We start from the raw sequence: 14080 nt of genomic DNA on the forward strand, positions 1-14080 counted from the left end.
CACACGTTAATCTTCAGTAACGCTGGTGAAGAATCCGATACGCCAGCCGCTGCCGCCAAGGTCGTCGGGAGTAACGTGCGTGCGCTGTCTTACCTTTAACCACCTTCGTTGAAGGGTGGGATCTGGGGAACTATGGGATTCCTCCGAAGGTTCCGGACGTTATCCGTTCTTTTTCTGTGCGAGCAGTACCCGCCCATCGTCTGGGACGGCGCGGGTACCTATACCGCCGCACTCGCGGCGGCGCTGGTGGGGCTCGGGCACAACGTTCATGTTCTCTGTGCCCAGGGCCGCCAGTTCACCGACACGGTGGAGCACGGGGTGCATGTGCACCGACGTCCGCTGCTGCAGGTCCCGATCACCAGGATGCTGGGCGGGTTCGGCGCGCGGCTGCGCGGTCCGCTCCATCCGCGCGACTCGCTGGCGCTGCGGGCGAGCCTCACGCTGTCCTACAGCACCTGGATGCGCCAGATCGGCCTGCGCCCCGACGTGATCGAGACACAGGACGGCGAGACGCGCGGGCTGATCGAGGCCCTGTGCCGCACTCGTCCGCTGGCGATCCACCTGCACTGCCCGACGATGCTCACAGTCCGGATGGCCGGACAGCCGGTGGGCGTCCGCGGCCAGCTGGCGGATCGGCTGGACCGCGCGTCCGCGAGCCTCGCCGCCGTCGTCACATCCCCGTCGCAACTCCTCGTGGACGAGCTGCGGCGGGACGGCTGGCTGGGCGACCGCGATGTCGAAGTGATCCCGAACCTCTTCGACGCCGGTCCGTGGCGGGACATCCCGGAGGCGCGCGGCACCGAGCCGACCATCGCGGTGGTGGGCCGGCTCGAGCCCTACAAGGGCGTGGACGTCCTGCTCGAGGCGTCGGCGCGGCTGCGTGCCGCCGGCGTCGCCCACCGGCTGGCGGTCGTCGGGCGCTCGTCGGGCGCGATCGACGGCGTGCCGTCAGGCGCCTGGCTGGCCCGCCGGGCCCGTGAGCTGCGCCTCGACGTCGAGTTCAGCGGGCATCTGGCGGGGTGTGAGGTCCGTGACGTCTATCGCGGTGCCCGGGTGGTGGCCGTGCCCAGCCGTTTCGAGAGCTTCTCGATCGTCGCGGCCGAGGCGATGGCGGCCGGGCGCCCGGTGGTCGTGACGAAGCGGACCGGGATCGCCCCCTTCGTGCAACGGTGGGGCGCGGGAAGCGTGGTGGAGACCGGTGACCCGGGCGCGCTGGCCAGCGCGTTGGCTCCCTTCCTCCTCGACGCCGGACGGGCGGTCGCCGTCGGGGAGCGCGGGCGGCTGGGGGTGGCCGAGCTCGACCCGCAGGCCATCGCCCGCCGGAAGGAGGCGGCCTACCTGCGGGGAATCGCCGAGTTCAACGACCGGATCCGCGTCCGGGACCGGTTCATCGGCCAGAGCCGTCCCCGGAACCGGAACCGGACCCGGGATCACGATCGGTGGCCGGGCCGTGCGGGGCGGCCGGGCCCGGACCAGGTGTGGGAACACGAGAAGGGACGGGACCAGGGCTGGGACCACGGCCACTTCCGCGACCCGGCGGCGGAGAGTGCGGCCGCCCCGTGCCCCGAGCCCCGCCAGCTCGCCACGGACGGTCGAAATCGAGGTGCCGCAGCCCGTCGGCCGCCACATAGACCTCGTACCGACTCTCCAAGGTCGCCAGCAGGGAGCCAGTGAGCGGCGCCCCCGTACCCGGGCGCTGATCGCCCTCCGCGCCGGGCCCGACCTGCGTGACGTGCGCGGCGAGGGCGTGCTTCTGCCGTTCCCGCAGGCCGCGGGCGTCCACCAGGAGCGGGCGCCGTTCGTGCACCCGTTGGACCGGTGCCAGCAGGAGCCGTCGTGCCGACCAGTGTCCGGTCCCGTGGCCGAGGGTCCACGGCCAGTGCGTCCACAGCCACACGGTGTACTCGAGGATCTCTCCGTCGAAGCCGCCCGCCCGCACCGCGCGGCGCACCGCCTCGTGGGTGGCATCGTGGTCGGGATGTCCCTCGCACGAGGCCGGCGCCAGGATCTGAGCGGGGGACCGGGCACTGATCACCTCGCCGAGCCGGGCCGCGATGCTGTCGACGCACCCGGGCAGCTCGGAGTCGGGGAACCCCAGGAAGATCACATCAGTCTCGGCGACACCGAGGCGGGCGCAGGCCCGCCGCGCCTCAGTCCGTCGCATCTCGGCGAGCTCCGCGGGCGAGTGCCTCTCGACCAGGCGCTGCGCGGGTGGGCCTGCCGCTGATCCGCCGCGGGCCCCGTCGCTCACCAGCACGACGGTCACCGGCGTCCCGGCCGCGCGTTTGCGCATGATGGCCACCGCGCAGCCCAGGGTCTCGTCGTCGGGATGCGGTGCCACGACCAGACACGGCGCCGCGGCCATCGACGCGGTGATGTCGATCCCCCGGCGCTCCCACACCCGTCGCCAGAAGGAACGCGCCGGCACCATCACCCGCTCATGCCCCAGCCACACATCCCCGGGAACCATTCGTCGAGCCAGCAGTGAAATGTTCATACCGTGCCTTCCGTGCCCCCATTCTCCAGCCAATTCAAACAACAAATACAGCGGTTTGGGCGGGCGTCACGGCGGGCGAATCCGATGTGCGGCGGTTGAGAGAGTCCATGGTGACACTGGACCGCCACAGTTCGGGTCAGGCGTGTTCTCCCGAGGCACGGTGTTGCGGGGGGATTCCGTCGGGGCGTTCGGTGGCCAGGGGGGCGCTGGTCGGGTCGGTGCCGAGGTTGTTTCCGCAGCGGGTGGAGATCCAGCGGCGGCGTCCGGGGGTCGGCCGCCAGCTCTCGACGTCGAAGCTGTCGCCGGTGGCGTACTCCTCGCCGCCGCGGCCCGGTACCAGCGCGAGGGACTCATGGCAGCGGAGCTGGTCCTGCAGGCTCTCCGCGACCGCCGGGTCCACCCCACCGACACAGCCCTGGACGGCTTGCCAGATCTCGGCACTCGCGGCATCCCGGTCATCGGCGTGCCGGGCCTCCTCGGTAGGCCACACGGAGATACGGAAATCCCCGCCCGCCCATCGCTGCAGGGTGATCTCCTCGACATAGCGGCTCGAACCGCAGTACGGCGCCCCCGGGGCCGGCCGCGTGCCAGCGCCGCCGTCGTCGCCCGCGCTGCCGGGAGCCACGGCGGCGAGGCTGGGAGCGGCGGTGGCTGTAGCGGTCGGCGTGGTCGTGGCGGCCTCCGTGCCGGCGTCGGTCTCCGAGCCGGAGCCGGAGCCGCGGAGCATCGCCACCCCGACGGCCATGGCGGCCAGCACCCCGACGGTTCCGCCGAGGGCACCGCGCGACCGCCGCTGCTCCGCCACCCGACGAGCGTATGGCGTTCGGGCGGTCCGGGCCGGTCGAGCGAGCCAACCCGGTGATCCCGCCCCGACTTCGCGACACCGACCCTGACACGCGCGCCGATATCCGCGCCGCGCCGGCGGTGATGATGGAACGGTGAGCACACCGATCCCCGGCGAACTGGACCGCCCCGGCGAACTGGACCGGGCCGCCGCCCTGCTGCGGGAGGCCGACGCGCTCCTCGTCTGCGCCGGTGCGGGCATGGGGGTGGATTCCGGCCTGCCCGACTTCCGCGGTGACACCGGCTTCTGGCGGGCGTACCCGCCCTACGCCCGCCTGCGGCTGTCGTTCGCGCAGCTCGCCGACCCGGTCCACTTCGGCGCCGACCCGACCCTCGCCTGGGGCTTCTACGGTCACCGCCTCGGCCTGTACCGGGGGACCGTGCCGCACGCGGGGTTCGACGTCCTGCGCCGGTGGGGTGCCGGGCTGCCGGCCGGGATGTGGGTGTTCACCTCGAACGTGGACGGCCAGTTCCAGCGTGCGGGCTTCGTCGACGTGGCCGAGGTCCACGGCTCGATCCACCATCTTCAGTGCACGGCCACCTGCGGGCCGGACGTCTGGCCCGCCGACGGGGTCGACGTCGACGTCGACCCGGAGACGATGCGTGCCCGGGAGCCGCTGCCGCGGTGCCCGCGGTGCGGCGCGCTGGCCCGGCCGAACATCCTGATGTTCGGGGACTGGAACTGGCTCGGGGCACGCTCCGAGCGGATGCTGCGCGCCTGCTCGTCCTGGCTGGACGCGCTGGCCGGCGCCGGGCGCCGGCTGGTGGTCGTCGAGATCGGCGCGGGGACGGCGGTGCCCACCGTGCGCCGCATGGCCGAGTCGGCCGCGGGCGGGCGGCTGATCCGCGTCAACCCGGCCCCGGACAGGCTCTCGCCGGGCTCAGGAGTCTCCGTGCGGCTCGGCGCGCTCGCCGCCCTCACCGAGCTGGACGCCCGCCTGACGGCCTGAGCGCCGGGCCGAGGCCCGCCGTGATCGGTCGTGACACTGACCGATAACTTTTACGAAACAGGGAGCCTTATATTCCTGTTTGCCGCGAGGGGGCGGCCGTCTGGTCGGGCGTCGCGCGGCACCGCTTTGTCCTCCGACGGCCCGGGCTGCTGATGGAGGACCGATGGTCGCTGTACCGACCCTGCCGAAGGGCGCCAACACCGTCATACCGACGGAGGTCGTCACAGCCGTCGTCAGTTCGGCTTCGGGCGAGCCGGTGGACGTCTGCGCCGTGCTGGTGACGAGCGCCGGCCAGGTCCGGTCGGACGCCGACATCGTGTTCTACAACCAGCCCCGGCACAGCTCCGGCGCGGTCAGCCTCGTCTCCTCCGGTGCCGGCGCCACGCTGACCGTCGCCCTGCCGGACGTCGAGCCCGACATCGTTACCGTGGTGGTCGCGGGGTCGGTCGACGACGGGACCTTCGCCCAGGTCGACGGCCTGCGGTTGCGCATCGACGGCGTCGCGGGCCGGCCGCTCGTCGAGTTCGCGTCGGCGACGTCCGACCCGGTGACGACGATGGTCTTCGGCGAGATCTACCGCCGGGGAGGCGGGTGGAAGTTCCGCGCCGTCGGCCAGGGCTGGGCCAGCGGCCTCGCCGGCCTGGCCCGCAGCTTCGGGATCTCCGTCGAGGGGCCGGACGAGGCCGCCGGGAACGACGAGACCACCGGGATCGCGGCCTCGCCGCCCGCACCGGTCCGACCGCCCGCGCCGGTCCGACCGCCCGCACCGCTCCGACCGGCCGAGCCGGCGCGCCGGGCCGACTGGTACCCCGACCCCGCGGCGCCCGGCCTGCTGCGGTGGTGGGACGGCACGACCTGGGCGTCCCGCACCAGGCAGCCCTTCGTCGAGTCGGAGGCGACCTGCGGCAGGTGCGGCGCGGCGAAGCGGCGGCGCCTGTTCTCCGCCCCGGTGCCCTGCGTGGCGTGCGAGGACGAGATCCGCCGGGTCCTGGCCGACTGGCGGCGGCGGCTCGTCGAGGCGGTGGACGCCGGTCCCGGCGCGCCCGGGCTGGACGCGCTGTGGGCCGAGCTGCGCTTCCAGCTGGTGCCGGAGGCCGCCGGCCAGCAGGTGTTCCGGTCGGTCGCCCTCGCCTACCTCCAGCGGATCGTCACCTTCGCGTTCGGTGACGAGATCATCGAGGAGCACGAGTACCAGCTCTTCGAGGACGAGGTCCGCCGCCTGGGCGTCGTGGACCCGGCCGTCGAGGAGATGCGCCGCAGGCTCCGCCGAGGGCTCGACCTCTCCCGCATCCGCAACGGCGACCTGCCGCGGGAGACGTCCTCGACGCTGCACCTCGATCTCGACGAGATCGTGCACCTGGACACCGACGTGGTGCAGGTCCGCCAGCTCGCGAGCGGTCCCCGGCACACGCCCGGACGTCTGGTCGTCAGCAGCCGCAAGCTGCGGTTCCTCGCCCAGAACGGCGGCGGGACGGAGACCGCCTGGTCGAAGATCGTGGCCGTCGCGGCGGGCTACGGCACCATCGACGTCTCGGCGACGACGAGCCGTGGCGGTGGCACCTACCAGGTCGGGGACCCCGAGTACGTGGCGGCGGTCCTCGCCGGCACGCTGCGGATCGCCCGCCGGCTGGTGATCGCGCCCGGCGCCCGGGACAGCCGTGCCATCTCCCAGGTGGTGAAGGCCGAGGTCTGGCAGCGTGACGGCGGCGCGTGCGTGCAGTGCCAGGCCACCGAGTACCTGGAGTTCGACCACGTCATCCCGCACAGCCGCGGCGGGGCCAGCAGCGTGAACAACCTCCAGCTGCTCTGCCGCCGCTGCAACCTGGAGAAGGGCGCCCGGATCTGACAGCGGCCGCACCTGCCGGGTTTCCCACGTCGGCCGGGCGCGGCCACGCCCGTCGGCCTGCGCCCGGCGGAGGTGCCGGCGCTACGGCGAGCTCGGGCGGCGGCCCTCGCGGATGGCCTCCACCACGAGGCCGATGACCCAGTTGATGGCGTTCGTCGCGGCGTCGCCGTCGAACTCCCACACGCTGACCAGGCGCTCGTAGGACGGCACGTTCCACAGCACGTCGAGCATGGCCGCCGCGGTCTGGCGCTCGGCCTCGGACCAGTCGGCGGTCTGCGGGATGACGGCGTTGAGCAGCGCGTCGCGGCGCAGCCTGTCCTCGGCGACGAGGGCCGGCTGGCGCGGTTCCGGGTGGCTCCACCGGGAGACCGAGTAGGAGGACAGCGTCGCGAACGACCGCCTGGTGACGTCGGGGAGACCGTCGAGCTCCAGCCCTTCGTAGGTGACGCCCGCCTCCTCCTGCAGCCGGCGCATGACCGCGTTGTGCAGGTCGCGCTCGGTGGGGAAGTGCCGGTAGACGGTGCGCTCGCCGACCCCGGCCCGCTCCGCGACCGCGCGGAAGGTCAGGCCGCCCCAGTCCCAGACCGGGAATCCGTGGACGAGAGCCGAGCCGGCGGCGACGATGCGTTCACGCGTCTGGACAGCCCGCTCACGGCGCAGCGGGCTGTCGTAGGGCCGCCGAGGCCGGGCGGCCTCGCCGCCGTCCTCCTCAGGTGTTGCCGGGACGCTCATATTGGTGACATCATACTGTCGCCAAACCCTTTCGGCTGGACGAGGTGGACGGAGGCAACCGAGGTGGATCTTGGCTTAGCTGGTGCCGCGGTGGTGGTACAGGGCGGTACCCAGGGTATGGGCCTCGCGGCGGCGGAGTGCTTCGCCGCGGACGGGGCCAGGGTGGCCGTACTGGCGCGGAACCGGGCAAATCTGGAGAAGACCGTCGGCCGTCTGCTGGAGCTGGGGGCCGCCGACGCCGTGGCCCTGCCCGCGGACATCACCCGCTCCGACGAGGTGACCGCCGCGTTCGGCCTCGTCCGTGACCGGTGGGGGGAACTGAACTCCCTTGTGAACGCGACCGGCCCCAAAGGCGGCCGGATGGGCCCCTTCGAGGAGCTCACCGACGACGACTGGTTGGCCGCGGTCGACGTCGGCGTGTTGGGTATGGTCCGGTGTGTGCGGGCCGCGCTGCCCCTGCTGCGCGCCGCCGAGTGGGGCCGCATCGTCAACATCTCCGCGCATTCGACCAAGCGGCAGACCGCCTCGCTGATCGCGTACACCGCCGCGAAATCGATGGTCACCAGCATCACCAAGAACCTCTCGCTGACCCTGGCTCCGGACGAGATTCTCGTCAACACCGTGTCTCCGGGAAGCTTCGCCTCCGAGGGCCTGGCCATGTGGGCCCGCGGCATCGGCATCGACCCGGAGGACCTGCACGCCGTGATGCGCGGCATCACGGAGCATTTCGGCCATCCCGCCCACCTTCCCCGCGCGGGCGCGCCGCGTGAGATCGGTGCCGTGATCGCCTTCGTCGGCTCGCGCCGGAACACATACATGACCGGCGCGAACGTCAACGTCGACGGCGGCTCCGACTTCTCCTGACGGACGGGTTCCCGCGGTCAGCCGCGGGTTCGTCGACGCACAGATCCTCAGTCGCCCAGTCGCCCAGTCGCCCAGTCGCCCAGTCGCATAGCCGCCTGGGCCCATAGCCACCCGCGACGCACGCCGCGGGCGGCGGCCCACGTCCGAAGGGGAGAAACCGTGGGAGCGCATCACGAACTGCTCGACGCCGCACGCGCCGAGACCGGACTTACCGACTTCGGTGAGGACACGTTCCTGGAGGGCCTGGAGGTGCTCGTCCGCGCCCTCCAGCAGGAGGCCGCGCTGAACAGCACCGGCCAGGCGGCGTTACGCAAAATGATCGTCGGCCTGTTGAGCCAGCGGCTGCAGATCGAGGACTGGTACCGGCGCCAGCCCGAGATCGACGACGAGCGGATCACCGCGCCGCTGATCGGGCTCGGCCTGCCGCGCACCGGGTCGACGGCGCTGTCGTTCCTGCTGGCCGAGGACCCGAACGCCCGGTCGCTGCGGATGTGGGAGGCGACGGCGCCCTGCCCGCCGCCGTCCACGGTCCACGGTGACGACAAGAGGATCGAGGACGGCCGGGCCGACGTGGCGGAACGGAAGCGGACCTCGCCGCGCCGGGTCGCGCTCGTCCCGGCCAGCGCGACCGGCCCGACGGAGTGCCAGAGCCTGATGGCGCTCGACTTCCGGGCGCACTTCTTCCAGGCGTTCGCCTACGTACCGTCCTATTCGAAGTGGCTTCTCAACGCCGATCTCACCTCGACCTACCGGTACGAGCTGCGTGCGCTGAAACTGTTGCAGTGGGGCTTCGAGGCCCAGCCGTGGCGGCTTAAGTGCCCGACCCACCTGCTCTTCCTGGACGATCTCGACAAGGTGTTCCCGGACGCCCGGTTCGTGATGACGCACCGCGATCCCGCCGAGGTCATGGTGTCGGTGGCCGACCTCTACGCCGCGGTGGCCCGTTCGTACTGCGACGACATCGACGAGCGCTATCTCGGCCAGCTCAACATCGAGCACTGGTCGGTCGGCATGGAGCGGGCGCTGGCGTTCCGCCAGAAGGCCGGCGACGACCGGTTCTACGACATCGACTTCCGGGCGATGCAGCGTGATCCGCTCGGCGAGATCCGCGGGCTCTACGCCTGGCTCGGCGAGCCCGTCACCCCGGAGTTCGAGGCCGGAATGCAGGGATGGTGGCGGGAGAACGCGGAGAAGCGCGAGCGCAACGTCCACCCGGACCCGGCGACGTTCGGTATCGACGTCGACCGGATCCGCCCGCTGTTCGCCGACTACACCGCGCGTGCGGCGGCCTGGACCGCGCACTAGCTCGACCGCTCATCGAAAGGAAAGCAGTGCAGGACGAGAGCGTCTACTACGACCCGTACGACTTCGAGATCGACGCGAACCCCTACCCGGTGTGGCGGCGGCTGCGGGATTCCGCGCCGCTGTACTACAACGAGAAGTACGACTTCTACGCGCTGAGCCGGTTCGAGGACGTCGAGAAGGCGTTGACGGACTTCGGGACGTACACCTCGGGCAAGGGTTTCATCCTCGAAGTGATCAAAGCTGGTATCAGGCTGCCGCCCGGCAACCTCCTGGCGGAGGACCCGCCGCTGCACGACATCCACCGCGGTCTGCTGTCGCGGGTGTTCACGCCGCGGAAGATGGCCGCGCTCGAGCCGCAGGTGCGCGAGCTGTGCGCCCGCATCCTCGACGAGCTGGTCGGCACCGACGGCTTCGACTTCGTCGCCGATCTCGGCGCGATCGTTCCGATGCGGGTCATCGGCATGATGCTCGGCATCCCGGAGAGCGACCAGGTGGCGATCCGTGACGCCGGCACGCGGCGGCACCAGCTCACCGAGGGTGAGGCGCCGGCGCCGACCGACGCCCGGTCGACGGCGCAGCCGTTCGCCGACTACATCGACTGGCGGGCCACCCATCCCTCCGACGACCTGATGACCGAGCTGCTGCGGGCCGAGTTCGAGGACGAGACCGGCACCACCCGCCGGCTCACCCGCGACGAGGTCCTGACGTACACCTCGGTGCTGGCCGGTGCCGGCAACGAGACCACCCGCCGGCTCATCGGCTGGACGGGACAGCTGCTCGGCGAGCACCCGGACCAGTGCCGGGAGCTCGCCGCGGACCGCTCGAACGTCCCGCAGGCGATCGAGGAGGTCCTCCGGTTCGAGTCGCCGTCACCGGTGCAGGGCCGGGTGGTCTCCCGCGACGTCGAGCACCACGGCGGCACCATCCCGGAGGGGAGCGCGGTGATTCTGCTCAACGCCTCCGCGAACCGGGACGAGCGGCACTACACCGACCCGGACACCTTCGACATCCACCGCCGGATCGACCGGCATCTCGCCTTCGGGCACGGCCTGCACTTCTGCCTCGGTGCCTCGCTGGCCCGGATGGAAGGCCGGGTCGTGCTCGACGAGGTGCTGAAGCGGTGGAGCAGCTGGGAGGTCGACCGCGACAACTGCGTGCTCGACCACACCTCCACGACGCGGGGGTGGATGAACCTGCCGGTGGTCACGTCGTGAGGAACAACTCCTAGACAAGCAGAAGTTGCGCAGGACGGCCGGCCCGGCGGGAGGATGAGCAGGATGCACCGAGAACGGACACACGGAGTTCGGGCGCGCCCGAACCAGGTGAGGACCCGGTGGACCGATGTGCGCTGACAGCTCCGACGCGGCGCGGGAGCTGGCGGCGGCGGTTCTGCCCGTGGACACGGTGGGCCTGCTGGAGGGCCTGACGACGACCCGGGCGATCCGTCGTTACACCGACGAGCCGGTGCCCCGTGAGGCGCTGCGCGCCATGCTGTTCGCGGCCACCAGGGCGCCCAGTGGCTCTAACCGGCAGCCGTTCCGGTTCATCGTGCTGACCGACGGCCCGAAGGCCGGGGCGGCGAAGAAGCTGATCGGTGACGCCGCGCGGCGGACCTGGGGTGGCAAGCGCCAGCGGGACCGGTACGACAGCGGGACGGGGACGGTCGCGGACTCGCCCAAGGCCCGGATGGCCGCGGCGATGCAGCAGTTCGTCGACGGGTTCGAGCGGGTGCCGGTGCTGATCCTGCCGTGTCTGGTGCGTTACCGGGACCCGACTCCGACCGAGGGGGCGTCGGTGTATCCGGCGTGCCAGAACCTGCTGCTGGCGGCTCGCGCGCTCGGCTACGGCGGGGCGTTCACCGGCTGGAACTTCGCCGTCGACGCGCAGCTGCGCGAGCTGCTCGGCGTGCCCGAGGGCACGTTCGTCGCCGGCACCATCACGCTGGGTCGGCCGGCGGGCCGGCACGGTCCGGTGCGCCGCCGCCCGATGGCCGAGCTCGTGTTCGAGGAGGAATGGGGAGCGCCCGCGGACTGGGCGCTCGACCCACCCGGCACCGCGTTCACTTCCGCCGGCCCGCCCCGGCCCCCGGCCGCGGCGGGCGGTGGCATCACCGGTGGCACAGCCGGCAACGACGAGGAAAGGCCCCGGTCATGACGCCGGTCGACGGTACGGACACACCGGTACGGACGGAGAAGGGTAGCCCTGGCATGGGCCGACTGACACATCTGCAGCGCCTGGAGGCGGAGAGCATCCAGATCTTCCGGGAGGCGGTGGCGGAGAGCGAACGGCCGGTGATGCTGTATTCGGTGGGTAAGGACAGCACCGTGCTGTTGCACCTGGCGATGAAGGCGTTCTTCCCGTCGCGGCCGCCGTTCCCGCTGCTGCATGTGGACACGACGTGGAAGTTCCGGGCGATGTACGACTTCCGGGACAAGGTCGCCGCGGAGCTCGGTGTCGACCTGCTCGTCTATCAGAACCCGGAGTGTGTGGAACGGGGCATCAACCCGTTCGACCATGGTTCGGCGACGCACACGGACATGTGGAAGACCGAGGGTCTGAAGCAGGCGCTGGACAAGTACGGGTTCGATCTGGCGTTCGGTGGTGCGCGCCGCGACGAGGAGAAGTCGCGGGCGAAGGAGCGGGTGTTCTCGATCCGCTCGGCGCAGCATCGGTGGGACCCGAAGGCGCAGCGTCCGGAGCTGTGGCGGTTGTACAACGCGAGCAAGGCGCCGGGGCAGAGCGTGCGGGTGTTCCCGCTGTCGAACTGGACCGAGCTGGACGTGTGGCAGTACATCCACCGGGAGCAGATCCCGATCGTGCCGTTGTACTACGCGGCGCCGCGCCCGGTCGTGGAACGCGACGGCGCTCTGATCATGGTGGATGACGACCGGATGCGGCTGGCACCGGGGGAGGTGCCCGAGCAGCGCAGTGTCCGGTTCCGGACGTTGGGCTGCTACCCGCTGACCGGCGCGGTGGAAAGCGCCGCCGGAACCCTCCCGGAGATCATCCAGGAGATGTTGTTGACGACGAGCTCGGAACGCCAGGGCCGGGTCATCGACCATGACTCGTCCGGGTCGATGGAGAAGAAGAAGCAGGAGGGGTACTTCTGATGGCGCACGCGGCCAGCGACCTCGTCGCGGACGACATCGAGGCGTATCTCAATCTGCACGAGCACAAGAGCATGCTGCGGTTCATCACCTGCGGCAGTGTCGACGACGGAAAGTCGACGCTGATCGGCCGGCTGCTGTACGACTCGAAGCTGGTGTTCTCCGATCATCTCGCCGCGTTGGAAGCGGACTCGAAGAAGGTCGGCACGCAGGGCGACGGGCTGGATTTCGCGCTGCTGGTCGACGGGCTCGCCGCGGAACGTGAGCAGGGCATCACCATCGATGTGGCGTACCGGTTCTTCTCCACCGAGCGGCGGAAGTTCATCGTCGCGGACACCCCCGGGCACGAGCAGTACACCCGGAACATGGTGACCGGGGCGTCCACCGCGGATCTCGCGGTGATCCTCATCGACGCGCGTAAGGGTGTGCTGACGCAGACCCGCCGGCACAGCTATCTGGTGTCGCTGCTGGGGATCCGCCACATCGTGCTCGCGGTGAACAAGCTCGACCTGGTCGACTACTCCCGCGACGTGTTCACCCGGATCGAGGCGGACTACCGACAGTTCGCGGCCCGGATCGGCCTGAGCGACATCGTCGCGATCCCGCTGTCGGCGCTGGCCGGTGACAACATCACCGAATCCAGCCCGAACACCCCCTGGTACAGCGGGCCGACCCTGGTCGGGCATCTGGAGACGGTGGCGGTCGACGACGACGCGCACACCGGGGCGTTCCGCCTGCCCGTGCAGTGGGTGAACCGGCCGAACCTGGACTTCCGCGGGTTCTCCGGGCAGATCGCCGGGGGCACGGTCCGCCCCGGGGACCGGGTCCGGGCCCTGCCCTCGGGGCAGGAAAGCACCGTGGAGCGGATCGTCACCGCCGACGGGGACCTGGACGAGGCGATCGCCGGCCAGTCGATCACCCTCACCCTCACCGACGAGATCGACGTCAGCCGCGGCGATGTGATCGCCACCGCGATCGACCCGCCCGGGGTCGCGGACCAGTTCGAGTGCCATCTGGTGTGGATGGCCGACGAGCCGATGCTGCCCGGCCGCCCCTACCTGATGAAGATCGGGGCGCGGACGAGCAGTGTCACCATCGCCCAACCCAAGTACAAGGTCAACGTCAACACCCTGGAACACACCGCCGCGCGCACCCTGGACCTCAACGAGATCGGCGTGTGCAACATCAACGTCGACCGGCAGATCCCGTTCGATCCGTACACGACGAACCGGCACACCGGCGGGTTCATCCTGATCGACCGGTTCACCCGGGCCACGGTCGCGGCCGGGCTGCTGCACTTCGCCCTGCGCCGCGCGGACAACGTGCACTGGCAGGCCGTCGAGGTCGACAAGACCGCCCGGGCGCGCGCGAAGGGGCAGCGGCCGGCGGTGCTGTGGTTCACCGGCCTGTCCGGCGCGGGGAAGTCGACGATCGCGAACCTGGTCGAGAAGCGGCTGCACGAGCAGGGTTTCCACACCTACCTGCTGGACGGCGACAACGTCCGGCACGGGCTGAACAAGGACCTCGGGTTCACCGACGCCGACCGGGTGGAGAACATCCGCCGGGTCACCGAGGTCGCCCGGCTCATGGTCGACGCCGGGGTGATCGTGCTCGCCTCGTTCATCTCCCCGTTCCGCGCGGAACGCCAGCTCGCCCGTGACCTCCTCGAGCCCGGCGAGTTCATCGAGATCCACGTCGACACCCCCCTGGACGTCGCCGAGTCCCGGGACCGCAAGGGGCTCTACGCCAAGGCCCGCGCCGGTCAGCTGGTGAACTTCACCGGGATCGACTCGCCCTACGAGCCTCCCGAGCACCCCGAGCTCCGCCTCGACGCCAGCGGCACGATCACCCCCGAGGCCTCCGCCGACCTCGTCGTCGAACACCTGCGCACCAACGGCATCCTCACCCCGCCGGACCCGGCATGACCCCCACCGCC

At 71.2% G+C, this 14080-nt stretch carries 11 protein-coding genes and 1 pseudogene; 9 read left to right on the forward strand and 3 right to left on the reverse strand.

All coding sequences use genetic code 11. The annotated features are described in order from the left end of the window. The first annotated feature begins 132 nt into the window (after positions 1 to 132). Positions 133 to 1674 carry a glycosyltransferase family 4 protein gene (locus tag E0504_RS44415; RefSeq protein ID WP_131627481.1) on the forward strand — a complete coding sequence of 514 codons (1542 nt, stop codon included), beginning with the start codon at positions 133 to 135 and terminating at the stop codon, positions 1672 to 1674. Between the two features lie 322 nt (positions 1675 to 1996). On the opposite strand, the pseudogene E0504_RS53835 reads toward E0504_RS44415, so the two are convergent. After that, a pseudogene (locus E0504_RS53835) lies at positions 1997 to 2497 on the reverse strand (PIG-L deacetylase family protein); the annotation flags it as partial. Positions 2498 to 2633: 136 nt separating this feature from the next. Next, positions 2634 to 3302 carry a DUF2599 domain-containing protein gene (locus tag E0504_RS44425; protein WP_112106212.1) on the reverse strand — a complete coding sequence of 223 codons (669 nt, stop codon included), beginning with the start codon at positions 3300 to 3302 and terminating at the stop codon, positions 2634 to 2636. Positions 3303 to 3435: 133 nt separating this feature from the next. On the opposite strand from E0504_RS44425, the gene E0504_RS44430 reads away from it, so the two are divergent. Together E0504_RS44430 and E0504_RS44435 are read left to right on the forward strand one after the other, a co-directional pair. Beyond that, entirely contained in the window at positions 3436 to 4290 is an 855-nt protein-coding gene (locus E0504_RS44430; protein ID WP_207974698.1) for a Sir2 family NAD-dependent protein deacetylase, read from the forward strand. A gap of 163 nt (positions 4291 to 4453) precedes the next feature. After that, a complete protein-coding gene (locus E0504_RS44435) occupies positions 4454 to 6136 on the forward strand; it encodes a TerD family protein (protein ID WP_131627482.1) in 1683 nt (560 codons plus the stop codon). A gap of 81 nt (positions 6137 to 6217) precedes the next feature. On the opposite strand, the gene E0504_RS44440 is transcribed toward E0504_RS44435, so the two are convergent. Beyond that, positions 6218 to 6868 (reverse strand): TetR/AcrR family transcriptional regulator, encoded by a 651-nt coding sequence (locus E0504_RS44440; protein WP_071064138.1) that lies wholly within the window; start codon positions 6866 to 6868, stop codon positions 6218 to 6220. 63 nt (positions 6869 to 6931) lie between these two features. Here E0504_RS44440 and E0504_RS44445 point away from each other — a divergent pair, with 63 nt between their 5' ends. The 6 genes from E0504_RS44445 (at position 6932) to cysN (ending at position 14069) form a co-directional block, all read left to right on the forward strand. After that, positions 6932 to 7732: an SDR family NAD(P)-dependent oxidoreductase gene (locus E0504_RS44445; protein ID WP_131627484.1), complete on the forward strand. Its 801-nt coding sequence runs from the start codon at positions 6932 to 6934 to the stop codon at positions 7730 to 7732. Between the two features lie 159 nt (positions 7733 to 7891). After that, complete coding sequence (locus E0504_RS44450) at positions 7892 to 9037, forward strand: sulfotransferase (protein ID WP_131627486.1); 1146 nt, start codon at positions 7892 to 7894, stop codon at positions 9035 to 9037. Positions 9038 to 9063: 26 nt separating this feature from the next. After that, entirely contained in the window at positions 9064 to 10251 is a 1188-nt protein-coding gene (locus tag E0504_RS44455; RefSeq protein ID WP_112106216.1) for a cytochrome P450, read from the forward strand. A gap of 127 nt (positions 10252 to 10378) precedes the next feature. Beyond that, the gene (locus tag E0504_RS44460) at positions 10379 to 11191 is read left to right on the forward strand and encodes a nitroreductase family protein (RefSeq protein ID WP_131627488.1); all 813 of its coding nucleotides are present in this window, start codon (positions 10379 to 10381) and stop codon (positions 11189 to 11191) included. Continuing rightward, entirely contained in the window at positions 11188 to 12147 is a 960-nt protein-coding gene (cysD, locus tag E0504_RS44465; RefSeq protein ID WP_373694008.1) for a sulfate adenylyltransferase subunit CysD, read from the forward strand. The genes E0504_RS44460 and cysD overlap by 4 nt, the downstream gene beginning before the upstream one ends. Further along, positions 12147 to 14069 carry a sulfate adenylyltransferase subunit CysN gene (cysN, locus tag E0504_RS44470; protein ID WP_112106219.1) on the forward strand — a complete coding sequence of 641 codons (1923 nt, stop codon included), beginning with the start codon at positions 12147 to 12149 and terminating at the stop codon, positions 14067 to 14069. Before cysD ends, cysN begins: the two co-directional genes overlap by 1 nt. Positions 14070 to 14080 lie beyond the last annotated feature (11 nt).

This window comes from Parafrankia sp. BMG5.11 (assembly GCF_004337455.1).

What these genes read in the sequence shown, in the direction of transcription:
- E0504_RS44415 (WP_131627481.1), top strand. Translation starts at nt 133, where the DNA reads ATGGGATTCCTCCGAAGGTTCCGGACGTTATCCGTTCTTTTTCTGTGC.
- E0504_RS44435 (WP_131627482.1), top strand. Translation starts at nt 4,454, where the DNA reads ATGGTCGCTGTACCGACCCTGCCGAAGGGCGCCAACACCGTCATACCG.
- E0504_RS44440 (WP_071064138.1), bottom strand. Translation starts at nt 6,868, where the DNA reads ATGAGCGTCCCGGCAACACCTGAGGAGGACGGCGGCGAGGCCGCCCGG.
- E0504_RS44460 (WP_131627488.1), top strand. Translation starts at nt 10,379, where the DNA reads ATGTGCGCTGACAGCTCCGACGCGGCGCGGGAGCTGGCGGCGGCGGTT.
- cysD (WP_373694008.1), top strand. Translation starts at nt 11,188, where the DNA reads ATGACGCCGGTCGACGGTACGGACACACCGGTACGGACGGAGAAGGGT.
- cysN (WP_112106219.1), top strand. Translation starts at nt 12,147, where the DNA reads ATGGCGCACGCGGCCAGCGACCTCGTCGCGGACGACATCGAGGCGTAT.